Below are 16650 nucleotides of genomic sequence, written 5' to 3' on the forward strand. Positions count from 1 at the left end.
CGCACGAGGAACTCATGGAGTTGCAAGGTGGGTATTGGCAACTCCAGAACGGTCAAAACCCAAGTCTTGATGTATATCGTCCGGTTCATCACCGATGACGGCGTCGAAGGGTGGAGCGGGTTTCCCGCTGCCGTTTTCAGCCCGTCAAAAAGCCAGTTTGAAGCCGAGTTGAAGGCCGTAGCTTTCATAATCCTGGACCCCGATGCCGTCGTAATAGGCGTCCAGCAGAAAGTCGCCGCCATTTGGCAAGATGTAGTTCGCGCCCATCGTTACCTTGGCACGGCCACCTTCATATTCCGGCACAACCCTTGCGGCATTGCCCGAGCCCCTCGTGGACGAACCGATCATTGATAGGCCGGCGATCAGTTCCAGACTTGCGCTGTCTGTGGGCAAATCGACCTGATGACGAACATCGAGACCGAGTTCGCCCTCGAGTAATTCAAGCCCCTGTTCTGGAATGACATTTCCGAGGCCATCAACATAGGCTTCCTGATCGTCGCTTGTGTAGGACAGTTTGACCGAGGGTGTGACCACCGTTTGTTCAAAGCCCAGTTCACCTGAGATTTTGAGCTGCGCCAGGATCCGCTCGGTGTCGAAACCGTCTGTGTATGTGCCTAGCGGAGAGATGTCGTTTGATGTCTGCCCGTAAAGCAATCGTCCTTCAACGAAGAGAGGATGATCCGGCAGACGGGCCACGGCATAGGGGCCGGCAAGCCATCCATGACCGTTTATCTTTGCCTGCTCATCCTGTTGACTGAGATAGTCAAACTCCAGCATTCCACCCACGAGCAGCGTCGGCGAGATTTTGAAATGATGGCCGATTGCTCCGAAAACATACTGCGATTTTGCAGTACCTTCCCGGGTCCAGGACCCGTTCAGTCTTGTCCAGAAGCCACTGTTTATGCCGGGCTGGCTCGCGAAGTCGAAGTTGCCATTCAGGCTTGTCATCACGAAGTCAAAAGAGCCTTGGCTACCGCCTGACAGGAACCCGGTAAGATCGGGCTGACTGGAAAGCAGTTGACTTGCCCTTGTCTGCATGAACTGCGCGATGACTTTCTGCGTTTGTTCGACAATTATATTGGCAATGGAAAGCGTGTTCGAAGCGGTATTTTCATTTCCTGAAGCATCTGTTGCTGCACCTGCCGGGATGGAAATCTCAAGATCCCCCCGACCTGTCGATGCAACTGTTGCAATATAATCTGCGCCGCTCCCCTGCAGCTGTGTGACTGCGCCGTTGGCCACGGAGAAATCGCTCATCTCAAACCCGGTGACGTCTTCAGAGAACGTGACTGTAACGTTGATCGATTCCGGACCCGTCACACTCGTTTCGGTCGCCTTGATGCTGACCGTTGGGGCGGTGGAGTCATAGGTCGCCGTCACCTCATTTGAGGCCGCGTTTGTGTTTCCGGATCCATCGGTGAAGCTACCCGCTGCCACTGATAAAGCTATCTGCCCGTCGGTCTCCGGGGTTAGAACTGCCGTGTAGCTCGTCCCAGATCCCGACAGCGTTGCGGTGGCATTGGTCAGGGTTAAATCGGCGAGGGTGAAATCGGTGCTTGCCTCCGACAGGGTGATCGTCGCCGTATATTCTCCGGCAACCGGGCCGGAGAGGGGGGCGATGCTGACGGTTGGGGCGGTGGCGTCATAGGTTGCCGTCACCTCGTTTGAGGCAGCAGTGTTCGTATTTCCAACGGCGTCGCTGAAGGTGCCTGCCGCAACCGACAAGGCCACAGTCCCATCCGCAACAGGTGTCAGCGTCGCGGTGTAGCTCGTCCCAGATCCCGACAGCGTTGCGGTGGCATTGGTCAGGGTTAAATCGGCGAGGGTGAAATCGGTGCTTGCCTCCGACAGGGTGATCGCCGCCGTATATTCTCCGGCAACCGGGCCGGAGAGGGGATCGATGCTGATTGTGGGGGGCGTTGTGTCGGCTAAAAACGTCACTTCATTTGAGGCGACCCAGTTTTCAAGCCCTTCGCTATCCGTAAAGGCCCCCTTTGGGACGGATGCACTGACCGCCCCATCTGACACCGGGTCCAGAACAATGGTGTAACTGCTGCCGCTGCCCGACACTGTTGCTGTGGCGTTTGTCAACGTCAGGCTAGAGGCCGTGAAATCAGAGCTGCTTTCAGACAAGGTGGCGGTCACGGTATAGTTTCCGCTGCCATCTGGTCCGTTGGGGGTGCCGAGCGTTACCGTTGGCGCCGCATTGACGAGGGTCTGGTTGACCGTAATGGTTGTTCCCGTTGCCCCGCGGATTTCGGCAAGGTAGGCGTAGCGATCACCGTCGGTAGTACGTGTCGCTTCAAAGGAAACCCCCATGTAGCCTTGGGCGGTATAGGTTCCTGTAGCGCCTTGCTGAACCAGGCTAGCGACATCTGCAAGCTTGCAGTTCGCTTGCAAAAATGCAGCAGTTATCGCCGGAATACTGGTGTAGTGTTCACTTGCTAAAAAGCCCACCCCCCCTGCCGCTCGGGTTTCCACTCCAAAACGTCTAATGCGTACACCTGCAGTACCTCCACTATTATTGGTAACGAAGACGTAGAAACTGCATTGGGAATCCAGGGACACTATTTGATCGATACGTGATGGGGCATCAAATGCCTGCGCATCACCCGGCATGAACATCAGAAGGCCAGCCACGCAGGCGCTGATCCTGCCGGCTCTTCTAAGAATGGCTGCGAACCGTTTTCGCGGGGCTATCGGTCCCGATATGCCGCCCTGCGTGCTGCCGGATAAATTAATCGTTCCGACGCTGGTTTTGGCGATGACGCCGTTCATTGAATTGGGGCCGGACAGAACCGGACTGCCATCGCCGGGTTCTGTCATGCCAGCGCCGCTTGGGGTATCGGCCAGTTCCAGACCTATAGTGGCGTTCCCCTTCGCAACATTAGCCTCATTGCCCCCTGCCTCGAACGTGAGGGTGTCACCGGTCAGCATGTAACCATCCGTTTTGAAGGCCTGGCCATCAACACGCTGCGCGCCGCAACGGTTCCAGCCATGCCGTCGAAAATAGAACCGGCCCCCCGGTGTCCAGGCCTGGTTGCCGGTGCCGCCTTCATTTGCCCAGGTCTGTGTTGATCCGTTCCACGCTCCAGAGCTCCATGTCCCGGAACCGCCGACGACAGTCGTGTATCCGGACGTGATGTCCCACGTCAGCGACTGCGCCCCGACCGGCGCCGCACTTGCGGGAATCGGAACGAAGCTTCCTGCAAGTTCGGACGTCATGAGCAGTTGGTCGCGGCGTTTTGTTGTCGTGGCCACTGATGTCGGGTGGTGAAGGTCTGACGTTACAGAAGAGGTTGAAACAAGAGTTGATGTCTGCATTGCGTTCGGGAGCTCATATCGGTCAGGCAGCTATCCAGGCTCAAGTGCAGATAGACCTGTTGAGCCTGGAGCAATATGCCAAGTAGTTGAGCGGACCATAGAAACAGGGGGGCGGGTCAGCTATCCGATTTCCGCAAAGGCAATAGAAACATTGAGAAATTTTGCAGGGATTCCTGGATGATCAGGAGTTGAGTGTCTCCGAGGGCGTTTCGCCGAATACGCGCTTGTAGTCTCCGGCAAAGCGGCCAAGGTGCAAAAAGCCGAAACGCATGGCAACCCGGGTGATCGTGGTTGTTTCCGGATCGGATGCCGCGAGCATGCGGCGAACATGGTTCAGCCGGCACATGCGGAGGTAGGCAACCGGAGTGAGGCCGACATATTCGCGAACAGCGTACTGAAGCGTGCGTTCAGAGATGCCGAGCTCGGTGCAGATCTCCACGACCGTTGGCAATTCGTCCGCCTCTAGCCGTTCTTCCACCAACTCTTTTGTAGATCTGCCGATCTGCAAGGCTCTCTGGCGGTCATTGAGCGATGGTGAGACTGCATCCTCCGAGACTGCTGTGATATGAAGAACGCTGTGAAACACATGCTTTCGAAGGGTATCTTCGTCGAGCACCTCTCCATTGCCGATTGTTCTCTGTGCTGCCTGGAGGCTGAGATCGACAATCTCCTGGAAGTCGGCTCTCCGGTTGGTGGCCAGTGGCAATACGTTGGCCGGCGGTTCTGACCAAAGCGCCGGATTGAGCGTGCGCGCGCCCTGGAGAAATGCTGTCTGACTGAAACCAATATAGGCGGTCTCGCTTCCGGCGGGTACATGCACGTCGAACTCGGCGTTGGCAGGCAGAAAGAAGACCGAATTTTCATGCGCGCCGCAATGCTCGGAGAAGCGGGTTGTTGGACCTTCGGTGCTGATGGACACGGTGCAGAAATCCGATGGCGTGCAGCCGATTTTCTGGACAGAGACATGCTGACACTCGCGAACGATCTGCTGAGTACCGAGGTCCAGACAGTCGAAGTGTGCCACGGGAGTCCCACGGCTGAGCTGGTAGCACTCCATCTTTACCCACGGCTGCAAGGCGGCCTGGGAGGAAGCATCCTCGATAGGGACCGATTGGAAAAGACTGCTGTGGCCGGCTTGCCCCCCAATGGCTCCCGGCGTTTCACGGTTCTGGTCAGTCATCAAGGAGACAGGCCGGTTGTGACTCCATTCAAATTCACCACGCTCCGAGACAAGTAAAGATTCGCGGCGAGTATAGCGAAGCCAGCGGGGTGTAAAAGAAGTCACTTGTATTCATGTGACGCGCAAGAACGGATGACACTAAGGGGAAATTCGCAATATCTGGGCTGTTCCCCGTCAGCGCGTATGGAACAGACTAGGCTGATTGCTTAAGGGAGAGATTTAGGCTCATCTTCACCGATCAGGAGTGAAGCATGAGACAGAAGAGCGAGCGTCACCGGGATTCAGCAGATCGCGCGTTTTCTGGGCACCCTCGGCTTTTAATTTCTTCTATTATTCGAACTCTATGGTCGACAGTATCCAGTTTCTGACGTTTTATCGCGCCGGTTTGCCGAACTTCCCGATGCCCTCAAGCATGTCCTGCTTTGCGGGCTACATCTTGGGTGTTTGTGGCTTCATATATTTCTAAATTTTTGGTCAACAAAAAACCGCCGGGATTTCCGAGCGGGGCATAAGGATAGCAGGGGAGGGATTTGCACTTCTGATACGGGGATGGGAGTCCCAATGCTTTTGCGTGGCTCAAAACCACCAAATCGCGCATTTTCCCGGATAATCCCGGCAAAAACTGTCTGGTGCCGATTAATTGCGGCCAGTGCCGTTTAATTCTGACAGGTATACTTTGTCGGGTGCGAACTCATTCGTGCAGAGGAGGTGAGGCGTTTGAAAAGCACGAAGGTGCTCGGGCGAGTGCGCTAAATCCCGAACCTGTCGCGGATCCGGTAGACGAGAACGGATGGTGCCAGGAACCAGGGGTTACCTGAATAAAGGGGTCGCGTTGGATTTGGAATGCGCTCAAAAGGTGAGGGTGTCTTTTCAAGCCCTGCCGCCTTTTGGCCCATGCGGTAGCCCAGATAGCTGGCCATTCCAACGCCAGAGCCGCAATAACCCATTGAATGAAAAAGCCCTTTGTCTTCTCCGCAGTGCATGAGTGCGTCAAATGTGTAGCCGACATATCCCATCCAGGAATAGCTTATCTTTGCGGAAGCCAACTCTGGGAAGAGCGCCGCCATATCCCGGTGCAATTTGACTGCGCTCTTCCTAGGGTCTGTTTCGCTCAGCGATACGCGTCCCCCAAAGATCACTCGCTTCCGGTCCGGAGAAAGCCGGTAATAATAGACCAGCTTGCGCGTATCGGAGAGGATCCGGTCTGTCGGGAACAGCTTGTCGATCAGCTCGGCGGGCAATTCCTCTGTCGCGATGACATAAGAGCCAATCGGGATGATCCGGCGTTGGTGATGGCTCGAAAGCGGTCCGGTGTAGCCACTTGTGCCCAGAATGACTTTTCCGGCGCGGACTGGTCCATCCTGCGTGTGGACGAGAAATCCGGTCGTTGTGCGCTCGAGCGATGTCACCTTGCAGTGGCTTTTGATCAGGGCACCAGCCGATACGACGCGCTCACGCAGCGCCGGATGGTACCTGCCGACATCGATGCTGCAGTGACGGGGCAGGACCATGCCACCATGATAGGCATCCGTCCCCAGCTCGCTCTGCATCTCGGCTTTTGACACCATGAATGCATCGGTTTTCCAGACGGGATGTCCGGACGCGCAATCTCTGGCCAATGCGTCATAAAGGTGCGCCTTATGGACTCCGTGGAAGCGTCCGACTTCCTTGAACTCACAGTCAAGGGCCTCGTCCTGAACGAGGTTGTGCATGTAGTCGAGCGATGCTTGCCCTTCGCGCAGGATGTCGGTCGCAACCGTTTCGCCATAGCGGCGCGCAAGGGTCTTGAAGCTCGGCTTGATGCTTGTGGAGACCTGTCCGCCGTTTCGCGTGCTGCAGCCCCAGCCAGCAGCTTCTGCATCGACCACAAGCGTCGACAGGCCTGCGCGGGCGGTTTGAAGGGCCGCATTCAGACCTGTGTAACCGGCGCCGACAATCACCACATCGGCTTCTTTCGGCAGCTCTATTGGCAGCGTTTGGGGTCGCGCGGTTGAATGCCACCAATAAGGCTCTGGCTTGAAGTCATCGGCGAACAGCTGAACAGGTGTCACTTTGATCTCCGTTATGCCGTCTTGTGGTCTTCAAGGATCATGGCAGCCGCTTTTTCGCCGACCATGATCGCAGGGGCATTGGTGTTGCCGGACGTGACCGTTGGAAAGATCGACGTGTCCGCGACCCGAAGCCCGTCAACGCCATAGACGCGCAGCCGGGCATCAACGACATTCTCTTCGGGGTTGGGTCCCATCCGGCAGGTGCTGACTGGATGAAACACGGTTGAACACCTTGCGCGCGCATCCTGCAGCATATCATCTTCACTCTGGACAGACGGACCTGGTGCTATTTCCTCATCAATGACGGCCCGCATCGCCGGGCTCTCAGCAATCTTGCGCAGGATCTTGCAAGCTTCGACCATTTCGTTTCGGTCATGCGCGGTGCTGAGGGAATTGGGATGGATCAGCGGGGACGCCGTCGGATCTGACGATCGAAGCGCGATATGGCCCCGGCTGGTCGGCCTCGTCGGCTGCATGCCGAGCAGGAAGCCGGGAAACGGATCCGGGTTCATGAGCGGCCGTTGGCCCGCCGGAGCCTTTGTGTAGCTTACCGGCGAAAAATAGAGCTGCACATTGGGGCGCGAAGGGCTCGTGTCGGTCTTGACGAAACCACCTGCCTGATTGACGCCGAGAGACAGAGGCCCGCGACGCGTCAGAACATAGCGGATGCCCTGGTAGAGCTTGCCCCACCAAGGATGGAGCTGGGTGTTCAGCGTGGGAACCTTTGACCGATACAGGTAGTCAACGCCCAGATGATCTTGAAGGTTTTTTCCAACGGCCTGGCGGTGTACGGCGACATCAATGCCGGACGCCTGAAGCTCCGCGCCGTCGCCGATGCCTGATAGCATCAGAAGCTGGGGAGAATTGACGGCACCTGCGCTGACAACCACTTCTTTGCGAGCCGTGACGGTTTTCTCGCTGCCGCCTTGGCGATAGGCGACGCCGACGGCTTTCTGGCCATCGAGAATAATCCGGCTGGCATGTGCCTTTGTCTCTATGTGCAGGTTGGAACGCTTGCGGGCGCGGCCGAGATAGGCACGTGCCGTCGACATGCGAAAGCCGTCTTTGGCAGTGTTTTGATAAAGACCGACGCCTTCCTGATCCGGGCCATTGAAGTCAGAATTGTATGTATATCCCGCTTCCTGAGCGCCTTTGAGAAACACGTCGCACAGGGGATGAAGGTCGCGCTTCATCGTCGAGACATATTGAGGTCCGGAGCCGCCGCGATAGTCGCTTTCGCCCTGGTCGTTGGTTTCCATTTTTTTGAAATAGGGCAGGAGATCCGCGAACCCCCAGCCTGGATTGCCTTCGGCTTCCCAGTCGTTGAAATCGGCATGTTGTCCGCGAATATAGACCATGGCGTTGATGGAACTGGATCCGCCCAGAACCTTGCCGCGCGGCCAGTATCCAGAGCGATTGTTCAGCTCGGGGTCGGGCTCCGTGGTGTACTTCCAGTTGATTGGAGCACTGTAGAACGCCTTGCCATAGCCAATTGGCATCCAGATCCAGAAGTTCAGATCCGAACCACCCGCCTCCAGAAGGCACACAGTGTGTTTGCCGCTTTCCGACAGGCGATCCGCCAGCACCGCGCCGGCGGAACCAGCGCCTACGACAACAAAATCATACTCGATCATGGCTGGTTTACCGCACCGACTTGTCGCGTTGAATGAAGATCGAAACCAGCGCCAGAAGGCCGGACCCGACCATCAGGAAAAACGAAACGGCATTCAGAACCGGCGTTGAGCCGACCTTGGCCATCCGGTCATACATCGTGATGGTGAGCGGAGCTTCCGAACCGACCAGGAACAAAGTGGTGTTGAAGTTTTCGAAGGACACAAGGAAAGCCACAATGCCTGATGCGATCATTGCCGGGCGCAGGAAGGGCAAAGTGATCGTTCTCAGCACCCGTGCGCGGCTTGCGCCAAGGTTCAGCGCGGCCTCTTCCATGCTGTCGTCGAATTTCTTCAAACGTGCCGTGATCACGAGTGAGGTGATCGTTGTGATGAAGGAAAACTGACCAAGCACAACCAGGAAAATCCCGGGGCGCAGGAACTCCAGTTCCAGGTCAAAGCTGTTCTCGAAATAGTTGGCTGTGTCGCTCGCAAGAACAAGGATCGATATGCCCAGAATCACGCCTGGAATAACAAGTGGAATGACCATCACGATGTAGAGCGCATTTTTGCCGGGGAAGTCACCGCGGACAAACAAAAACGCATTGGTCGTTCCAACCAGGACAGACAGAGAGGCGACGAAACAAGCGATGACAAAGGAATAGTACATCCCGCGCAACAGGCGGCGATCATGAAACATGCCGAGTTTCGGCTCGGTGTCGTTGAAGAACCAGTCGAGCGTGAAACCTTGCCACGGCAGAGCGGGAAACAGGCTGTCGTTAAACGCAAACGCACCTGCAGCAACGAGAGGCGCTGCCAGGAAAATGAAGAACGCCGCGACGTAGATACGGTAGCCCCAGAGAAAGGGAGATGGGTTGCTTTGAAGCAGCATATTCGGTCTCCTCAGCTCTTGGCGACGGTGTTGGCGAGTGTCTGTCCGCTGAGCTTCAGGCCCAACCAGATGACAAGCGACGTGAAGGCCAGAAGCAGGAAGCCAAAGGCTGCGCCGGACTCCCAGTTGAACCGGGTGATGAACTGGTCATAGATCTGTTCGGTGAACCAGCTGGAGTTCTTGCCGCCCAAGAGAATGGGCGTCAGATAGGATCCGGCTGTCAGCATGAAGACCACGATGCAACCCGACACGATCCCCGGCATTGCGTAAGGAACGATGATCCGTCGGAGCACTGTAAAGCCGTTGCCGCCCAGATTGTATCCGGCCTCGATCATGGAATTGTCCATACCATCGAGTGTCGATACCAGCGGCACGATCATGAAGAGAATGACGGTGTAGACGAGGCCGACCACGACAGTGGCATCATTGTAGAGGAACTCGATGGGGCCATCGATCGCACCAGACCATTGCAGGAACGTCGAAATGACGCCGGTTTCGCGCAGCAGCAATATCCAGCCGAAGGCGCGGATGAGATCGCTGACCCACAAGGGGATCAGACACAGCAGAAACAAGGCGCCGCGGGTTCTGAAGCCGGCAACCTTGGCTATGTAGTAGGCAATCGGGAAGCCGATCAGCAAGGCAAGAGCCGTGACCAGCAATGCCATGGATCCAGTCCGCAAGAGCGTGTTCCAGTAGATCGGCTCCATTGCGAAATCGATGTAGTTGCCGAAACCGAACTCATAGACCCTTGGAGCAACTTTTTCGCGTAGGGACAGAATGACCATGCCGATATGCGGCAGCAGGATCAGCAACAAGATCCAGAGCGCGAACGGGGCGAACAGGAGCAGCATTGTGAGGCGTTTGATGTCTTTTTGTTGCATCACGATGCCTCATGACGTGCAAAGCATGTGGCCTGCTCGGAAGACCATGCGAGGCGAACATCTTCACCGGGTGTCAGGTCGCCGCTGCCGGTCAAGGTGACGTCGGCCTCGATAAGTTGTCCGGTCGAGCCGCGCACAAGCACTCGGCTGTTCGCGCCATTGAACAGCAGGCTGTCGACAACGCCGTCGATCGACGTCTCATGGGGTTCAACCGGGCTTTGCCTGTCGGCGCCGCGCAGGGTGCGAATGAATTCGGGGCGAACGAAGATATCTACGGTTTCACCCTCAGAGATCTGGCTTTGGCCGTTGGCCGTGAACTTGATCGGCAGGCCCTGGTCCGTTTCAGCCATGCCACCGGTGGCGTCACCGCTCTTGACGCGCCCGGTCCAGCGATTGCTGTCGCCGACGAAACCGGCAACGAAAGCCGTGTTTGGACGATGGTAGAGTTCCTGGGGCGTTCCGATCTGTTCGAAGTCGCCCTTGTTCATCACCGCCACATGGTCGGACATGACCAAGGCTTCGGATTGGTCATGGGTGATGTAGATGAATGTGGTGTTGAACTGATGCTGCAGGAGCTTGAGCTCGATCTTCATCGCTTCGCGCAGCTTCAGATCGAGGGCGCCGAGGGGTTCGTCGAGCAGCAGAACATCCGGGTCAAGCACCATGCAGCGGGCAATGGCGATGCGCTGTTTCTGCCCGCCCGAAAGTTGGTGGATTTCACGGTCGGCGACATCAGGCAGCGCGATCCGCTCAAGCACATCATGGACCTTGCGCTTGATTTCATCTTTGTCGTGGCCGCTACAACGCAATCCGTAGGCAATGTTCTCGTAGACATTCATCATCGGGAAAAGCGCCAAATGCTGAAAGACCATCTTCACATTGCGCTTGTTGGGCGGCGTCCCGAGAACCGACTTGCCCTTGATTTTTATGTCCCCGCCCGTTGGCTCCTCAAATCCGGCAATCATTCTCATCAAGGTTGTCTTGCCGCAGCCTGATGGACCCAGAATGGAAAAAAAAGACCCGCTTGGAATGGTGAAAGACACATCATTTACGGCGCGAACCTTCCCGAACGACTTGGCGATATTGTTGCATTCAAGGTCAAAAGTCGGATTGGGTGTCATGAGCGTGCCAGTTACGGATTGAGAATTGAGGGAAGGTGGTCGGATCTCTGGTTTCGCTTGAGCCCTGATCAAGGCGAGGGGCGAGCGTTAGGCGGATCCTGTGTGCTTAGGAAGTTTGATAGGGCGCTGCGGAGCGCCCTATCGTTTTCGTCAAATGCTGGATTGGATTAGCCGCCGGTGGCTGCTTTGATCTTTTCCAGCGTCTTGCCTTCCATGTCCTCAACGCCGGGAGGGATGTTGGCAAAGAACTTGAGGTTGCTGATGTCTGCATCGGTGAAGGCGGCGCTGACAGCGACCTTCTTCTCAGGTGGCAGCAGATCCTTGGCGCCTTTGACGGATGCCATCGATCCAGTGCTGCTGGACATGATGGTGACGTTTTCAGGCCGCAGAACAAAATTGATCCACTTGTAGGCGGCATCATCAGCCTTGCCCTTGCGAGGCAGCGTGAAGGTGTCGATCCAGGCCAGTGCACCGGTCTCAGGCGGAACAAAAACAATGTTTTCGTTTTGACCGAACAGCTTGTACGCGGTGGAGTCCCAGGTCTCGGATGCAACGATTTCGCCGGAAAGCATCATGGCAGACAGATCGTCGCCGCCTTTCCAATAGGCTTTGATGTTGCCTTTGCACTCGATCAGCTTGTCCGCGACCTTGTCGAGGATCTCCTGATACTTGTCCAGGTCAGCATAGGCTGCGAAGGGATCTTCACCCATTGCGAAGGCTGTGCCGAGCAAGATGGTGCGCTTCAAGCGCATTGATGTCTTGCCCTTGTACTTTGGATCGCAGAGATCGCCCCAACCCTTGAAGTCAGGCGCCATCTCCTTGTTGGCCATAAGGCCGGAGGTGCCCCACTGGTGCGGGACCGAATAGACTTCGCCCTCGATGGTCGTATTCGCCTTGACGCCTTCCAGCAGGGAAGGTTCCATCACGCTGGTGTCGATCTTGGACAGATCCATCGGCTTGTAGATGTCATATTCGAGCTGTGCCGCATAAATACGGTCATGGCTTGGTTGGGCCAGATCGAAGCCAGCTCCGCCTGTGGCGCGTAGCTTGGCAATCATTTCCTCGTTGTTCGAGAAGGTGACCTCGACGTCAATGTCAGGATACTCTTTCTCGAATTTCTGAACGAGTTCTTCTGGCGCATAGGAGCCCCAGGTCAGAAGCCGGAGTGTCTCTGCTTGAGCGGAGCCGGCCCCGGTGAGCATGGTCGCGGCGAGCAAGGCGGCGACGGTTGGGTTCAAACGCATTTAGTATCTCCCTTTCAGCAGTCATAACAATTGCAGTCGGCAGCGATGGGGAAAATACTAATGTTGAATTGGTCTGTATAAATATATCCATTACGGATAAAATTGCAGACCAATTATGTTGATTGGCCCACGATGCTCTTTATGACTTCAATGCCTTTCTTGATTTCCTCGGGCGGTGAACTGCCAAATCCAAGAACAATGCCACTTTGCTTTAGCTTGTCCAGGGCGTAGCGCCCAAGAGGGGATGTCACCACGCCGGCGGATCTTGTTTCGGCCACCAGGAAATCCTCGGTCAGGGAAGGCGCCAGTAGCCCCACGGCGTGAAATCCGCTCTTTGTGGGCTGCACATCAATCTTGCCTGCCAAACATGATGCCGCGCTGATCAGGGCATCATGACGCTCCTTGTAGAGTTGCCGCATCATCCGGATGTGAGTGGCGAACATGCCTTCATCCATGAAGTCGGCCGTGATTGCCTGGGTCGCTGTCGGGACGCCGCTTAGCCACGCCGAGCAAATATGGTTGAAGCTCTCGACAAGACCCCTGGGGGCCAGGACAAAGCCGAGGCGAAGGCTCGGAAACAGGGATTTGGAGAAGGTGCCGACATAAATAACCCGTTCCTGGGTGTCGATGCTCTTCAAGGTCGGCGGTGGTTGTTCGCCATAGTAGAATTCACCGTCATAGTCGTCCTCCACGATCATTGCATCTGCGTCGTGGGCTGCCTGGAGCAAGGCAAGCCGGCGTTCCAGGCTCATCACGTGGCCCAACGGCTGCTGGTGTGAGGGGGTGACGAAAGCCAGCCTGAAATGGGGCGCTTTTTTCAAGCCATCGTCGACACAAAGACCTTCTTTATCGACCTCGATCGGTACCAGGTTTGCGCCGGTTGAGATGAAAGCATTGCGGGCACCGATGGCGCCCGGATTTTCAAACCAGACAGGTTCACCCGGATTGACCAGGAGTGAGCTGATCAGCGAGAAACCTTGCTGAGCACCGTTGACGATGAAGATTTGCTCCGGGTCGCATTTAATGCCTCTTGAGGCATTCAGCTGGCGCGCAATGGCAGCACGAAGCGGTGGAAACCCGAAGGGCTCGCCATATCCCGTGACCTGATCCCGTTCGCGCCGCCAATGTCTGGCTGACAATCTTGCCCATTGAGCCATGGGAAAAGCATCGAGAGCAGGAAGGGCGGTCGTGAACGCCAGGGATTTGTGCGGCAGTCTGGTGCGTGGCGCAAAATCCGGTGTCGCATGTCTTGCTGCGTGTGAAAGACGTGGCTCGGCGATGGCGCGGATCTTATCTAGGGACGCCGACCCTGGTTTGTGCCGGACTTTCAAGGCTTCGCTGACAAATGTGCCGGCACCGACACGCGATTCCACAAGGCCTTCAGAGATGAGGCGGTCGACCGCGTCAATCACAGTGGTCCGGGACACTCCGACCTCTTCGGCCAGGGTTCTGGTCGCGGGCAAACGCTCGCCCGGCATCAGCCCGCCCGCCAGAAGCAGCTCGCGCAATGCCATATAGAGTTGTACGGAAATGCGCCTGCTGGAGGTTTTGTCGATCCGGATGGATGACAACAGGACGCCGGCATGATGCTTCATCGGACCCTCTTAATTGGTATGAAGGTTTGCGCAAAACGGACCTTAACTCAAGTCCAATAATGACTATTTTAGCGTCAAGCTGCCAAGCGATTGCGCAGGTGGTACAAAAATTACAAAGGTCTGATCGGTCCATGAAGATCCAATCCATCGAGACGTTCACAGATGAGTTCGTGTGCTTTGTTCGTGTGACGACAGACACTGGTGCGCAGGGCTGGGGGCAGGTTGCGCCATATTGTGCCGACATCACCGCGGAGGTTGTTCACCGCCAGGTTGCGCCTTACGCCCTGGGACAGGACGCCTACGATATTGCCCATCTGATGGACATTATTCCCGAAAGGGAACACAAGTTTCCAGGGGCCTATTTGCGCCGTGCGATGGGTGGGCTGGATACAGCCTTGTTTGATCTGCGTGGCAAGATCGAAGGCAAGCCAGTCTGCGAATTGCTCGGCGGAACGCCCGGAAAAGTACGGGCCTACGCGTCTTCCATGAAGCGCGACATCACGCCGAAAGATGAAGCGGACCGGCTAAAGAAAGAGCAGGACGATTTCGGCTTTACAGCCTTCAAATTCCGCATCGGCGCGGAATGTGGCCGCGATCAGGACGAATGGCCTGGGCGGACTGAAGAAATTGTCCCGACGATGCGCAAGGCTTTTTCAGACGACGTCGCTTTGCTGGTCGATGCAAACTCCTGCTACTCTCCAGCCAGAGCAATTGCGGTCGGCAGGTTCCTACAGGACAACGGCATTTCCCACTACGAGGAGCCTTGCCCCTATTGGCATTATGATCAGACCAAGCAGGTGACCGATGCGTTGGAGATCGATATCACCGGCGGCGAGCAGGATTGCTCGCTCGTCGATTGGCAACGCATGATCGACGACCGCGTCGTGGATGTGATCCAGCCCGATATTTGCTATCTCGGGGGCATGTTGCGGACCATGAAAGTGGCGGAGATGGCGCATCTGGCCGGATTGCCGTGTACGCCACATGCCGCCAACCTCTCGATGGTGACGCTGTTCACGATGCATCTGCTGCGGGCCATTCCAAACGCTGGCAAATACCTGGAATTCTCCATCGAGAAACAAGATTACTATCCTTGGCAATACGGCCTGTTTGCCTCTTCTCCCTTTGATATTGTTGACGGCAACGCCGTGGTCACCGACGCGCCTGGATGGGGTGTCGACATCAATCCGTCGTGGCTTGAAAAGTCCCGTTACAAGATCAGTGAATTGGAAGCCTGACCATGAAGAGCGCTGCTGAGCTGACTGCCGAATACCTGGAAACAGGAACCCTTGAAGGACTTCCGAACGGCCACTTCATTGACGGGGCCTTCTCCCGCCCCGTTCATAACCGTTCGATGGAAAGTCTCGATCCGGGCTCGGCAAAGGCATTTGCCAGTTTCACGGCTGGAACCGAGGCCGATGTTGATGATGCGGTTTCCAGTGCCCGCAAGGCGTTCGATACATCCTGGCGTGACGTTCTGCCGGTCGAGCGGGCGCGGATCCTGCTCAGGGCGTCTCAGCTGATCCTTGAAAACATCGATCGGCTCGCGATCGTTGAATGTCTCGACAGCGGCAAGCCTTTGAACGAGGCGATGGGCGATGTGCGCGGCGCGGCGAGAACATTCGAGTATTATGCTGGTGCCTGCGATAAGCTTCAGGGCGACAGCTTCCCGCTTGGACCTGACTATCTTGGCTATTCCATTCATGAGCCTGTTGGTGTCACCGCCCATATCATCCCCTGGAATTTCCCCATTTCGACGGCTGCTCGCGGCTTTGCGCCTGCTTTGGCTGCAGGTTGCGCCGTTGTCGCGAAACCGGCCGAACAAACACCGTTCACAGCTCTGATGTTGGCAGAGGTGCTGTCTCAGGCGGGGCTGCCCCATGGTCTTTGCAACGTTCTGACCGGGACAGGTCAGGAGGTCGGCGCTCCGCTGACGCGCCACACAGGCGTGGATCACATTACCTTCACCGGCTCCGTCCTCACGGGAAGCACGGTGATGAAGACAGCGGCTGATGACATCACCCGCGTGGTCCTGGAACTTGGCGGCAAATCACCGGTCGTCGTGATGAAGGATTGCGATAAGGACAAGACTGTGGCCGGTGTTCTGGGCGCGATCTACGAACATGCCGGGCAGATCTGTTCAGCAGGGTCTCGTTTGATCATCGACAAGGCTATTCACGACGAGTTCCTGGAAAAGCTTGTCGCCAAGACCAAGGCCCTGAGCCTGGGGCATGGATTGCGCGACCCGAACGTCGGCCCGGTGAACTCCGCTCAGCATCTGGACAAGATCAACGGCTTTCTTGATCGCGCCAAGGCGCGCGGCCTGAACATTGTGGCAGGAGGCAATGTCACCGTCGATCCTGAAACCGGTGCCGGATGGTTCTTTGAGCCGACGATTGTCGATGGTGTCGATCAGGCGGATGAGCTTGCGCAGGAAGAGGTCTTCGGGCCGGTCCTGACGGTGCAGGTCGCGGACGATGCCGATCATGCGGTGGCGTTGGCGAATGACTGCCAGTACGGCCTAGTGGCGGGTATTTTCACCAGGGACTTTTCTGCCGCTCACCAAATGGCGCGTCAAATCGATGCCGGCCAGATCTACATCAACGAGTATTTTGCCGGCGGGGTCGAAGTTCCTTTTGGCGGCAACAAGAAATCCGGCTTTGGCCGTGAAAAAGGTATCGAGGGCCTCAAGAGCTACTGCAAGACCAAGAGTGTCGCCGCCAAAATTTCCTGAGACGATATCGACGAGAGA

Annotated in this window: 11 protein-coding genes; 2 read left to right on the top strand and 9 right to left on the bottom strand. The window is 56.5% G+C overall.

Going from position 1 to position 16650, the window contains the following annotated elements; translation table 11 throughout:
• Positions 1-144 precede the first annotated feature (144 nt).
• The 9 genes from IG617_RS05850 to pdxR all read right to left on the bottom strand — a co-directional run bounded on the left by IG617_RS05850 (position 145) and on the right by pdxR (position 13898).
• Positions 145-2937 (bottom strand): Ig-like domain-containing protein, encoded by a 2793-nt coding sequence (locus IG617_RS05850; RefSeq protein ID WP_192108189.1) that lies wholly within the window; start codon positions 2935-2937, stop codon positions 145-147.
• A 568-nt stretch (positions 2938-3505) separates the two neighbouring features.
• On the bottom strand, positions 3506-4348 hold the full coding sequence (locus tag IG617_RS05855; protein ID WP_192108191.1) for a helix-turn-helix domain-containing protein: 843 nt from the start codon (positions 4346-4348) through the stop codon (positions 3506-3508).
• Between the two features lie 905 nt (positions 4349-5253).
• On the bottom strand, positions 5254-6555 hold the full coding sequence (locus IG617_RS05860) for an FAD-dependent oxidoreductase (protein WP_192108193.1): 1302 nt from the start codon (positions 6553-6555) through the stop codon (positions 5254-5256).
• A gap of 11 nt (positions 6556-6566) precedes the next feature.
• Entirely contained in the window at positions 6567-8189 is a 1623-nt protein-coding gene (locus IG617_RS05865; protein ID WP_192108195.1) for a GMC family oxidoreductase, read from the bottom strand.
• A gap of 7 nt (positions 8190-8196) precedes the next feature.
• A complete protein-coding gene (locus IG617_RS05870) occupies positions 8197-9057 on the bottom strand; it encodes an ABC transporter permease (protein WP_192108197.1) in 861 nt (286 codons plus the stop codon).
• A gap of 11 nt (positions 9058-9068) precedes the next feature.
• Positions 9069-9938, bottom strand: a complete 870-nt coding sequence (locus IG617_RS05875; RefSeq protein ID WP_192108199.1) for an ABC transporter permease — start codon at positions 9936-9938, stop codon at positions 9069-9071.
• On the bottom strand, positions 9938-11059 hold the full coding sequence (locus tag IG617_RS05880) for an ABC transporter ATP-binding protein (RefSeq protein ID WP_192108201.1): 1122 nt from the start codon (positions 11057-11059) through the stop codon (positions 9938-9940). Before IG617_RS05880 ends, IG617_RS05875 begins: the two co-directional genes overlap by 1 nt.
• A 167-nt stretch (positions 11060-11226) precedes the next feature.
• Entirely contained in the window at positions 11227-12303 is a 1077-nt protein-coding gene (locus IG617_RS05885) for an extracellular solute-binding protein (protein ID WP_192108203.1), read from the bottom strand.
• 113 nt (positions 12304-12416) lie between these two features.
• The gene (gene pdxR / locus IG617_RS05890; protein WP_192108205.1) at positions 12417-13898 is read right to left on the bottom strand and encodes a MocR-like pyridoxine biosynthesis transcription factor PdxR; all 1482 of its coding nucleotides are present in this window, start codon (positions 13896-13898) and stop codon (positions 12417-12419) included.
• Between pdxR and IG617_RS05895 the strand changes: the two genes are divergently transcribed.
• The gene (locus IG617_RS05895; protein WP_254170445.1) at positions 13868-15136 is read left to right on the top strand and encodes a mandelate racemase/muconate lactonizing enzyme family protein; all 1269 of its coding nucleotides are present in this window, start codon (positions 13868-13870) and stop codon (positions 15134-15136) included. The two genes, pdxR and IG617_RS05895, sit on opposite strands and share 31 nt — an antisense overlap.
• 2 nt (positions 15137-15138) lie before the next feature.
• Positions 15139-16632: an aldehyde dehydrogenase family protein gene (locus IG617_RS05900; RefSeq protein ID WP_192108207.1), complete on the top strand. Its 1494-nt coding sequence runs from the start codon at positions 15139-15141 to the stop codon at positions 16630-16632.
• Positions 16633-16650 lie beyond the last annotated feature (18 nt).

Origin of the sequence: Roseibium polysiphoniae (genome assembly GCF_014842925.1) — a bacterium.
GTDB lineage: Bacteria > Pseudomonadota > Alphaproteobacteria > Rhizobiales > Stappiaceae > Roseibium > Roseibium polysiphoniae.

What these genes read in the sequence shown, in the direction of transcription:
- IG617_RS05850 (WP_192108189.1), bottom strand. Translation starts at nt 2,937, where the DNA reads ATGCTGACCGGTGACACCCTCACGTTCGAGGCAGGGGGCAATGAGGCT.
- IG617_RS05865 (WP_192108195.1), bottom strand. Translation starts at nt 8,189, where the DNA reads ATGATCGAGTATGATTTTGTTGTCGTAGGCGCTGGTTCCGCCGGCGCG.
- IG617_RS05870 (WP_192108197.1), bottom strand. Translation starts at nt 9,057, where the DNA reads ATGCTGCTTCAAAGCAACCCATCTCCCTTTCTCTGGGGCTACCGTATC.
- IG617_RS05875 (WP_192108199.1), bottom strand. Translation starts at nt 9,938, where the DNA reads ATGCAACAAAAAGACATCAAACGCCTCACAATGCTGCTCCTGTTCGCC.
- IG617_RS05880 (WP_192108201.1), bottom strand. Translation starts at nt 11,059, where the DNA reads ATGACACCCAATCCGACTTTTGACCTTGAATGCAACAATATCGCCAAG.
- IG617_RS05885 (WP_192108203.1), bottom strand. Translation starts at nt 12,303, where the DNA reads ATGCGTTTGAACCCAACCGTCGCCGCCTTGCTCGCCGCGACCATGCTC.
- IG617_RS05895 (WP_254170445.1), top strand. Translation starts at nt 13,868, where the DNA reads ATGACAACAGGACGCCGGCATGATGCTTCATCGGACCCTCTTAATTGG.
- pdxR (WP_192108205.1), bottom strand. Translation starts at nt 13,898, where the DNA reads ATGAAGCATCATGCCGGCGTCCTGTTGTCATCCATCCGGATCGACAAA.
- IG617_RS05900 (WP_192108207.1), top strand. Translation starts at nt 15,139, where the DNA reads ATGAAGAGCGCTGCTGAGCTGACTGCCGAATACCTGGAAACAGGAACC.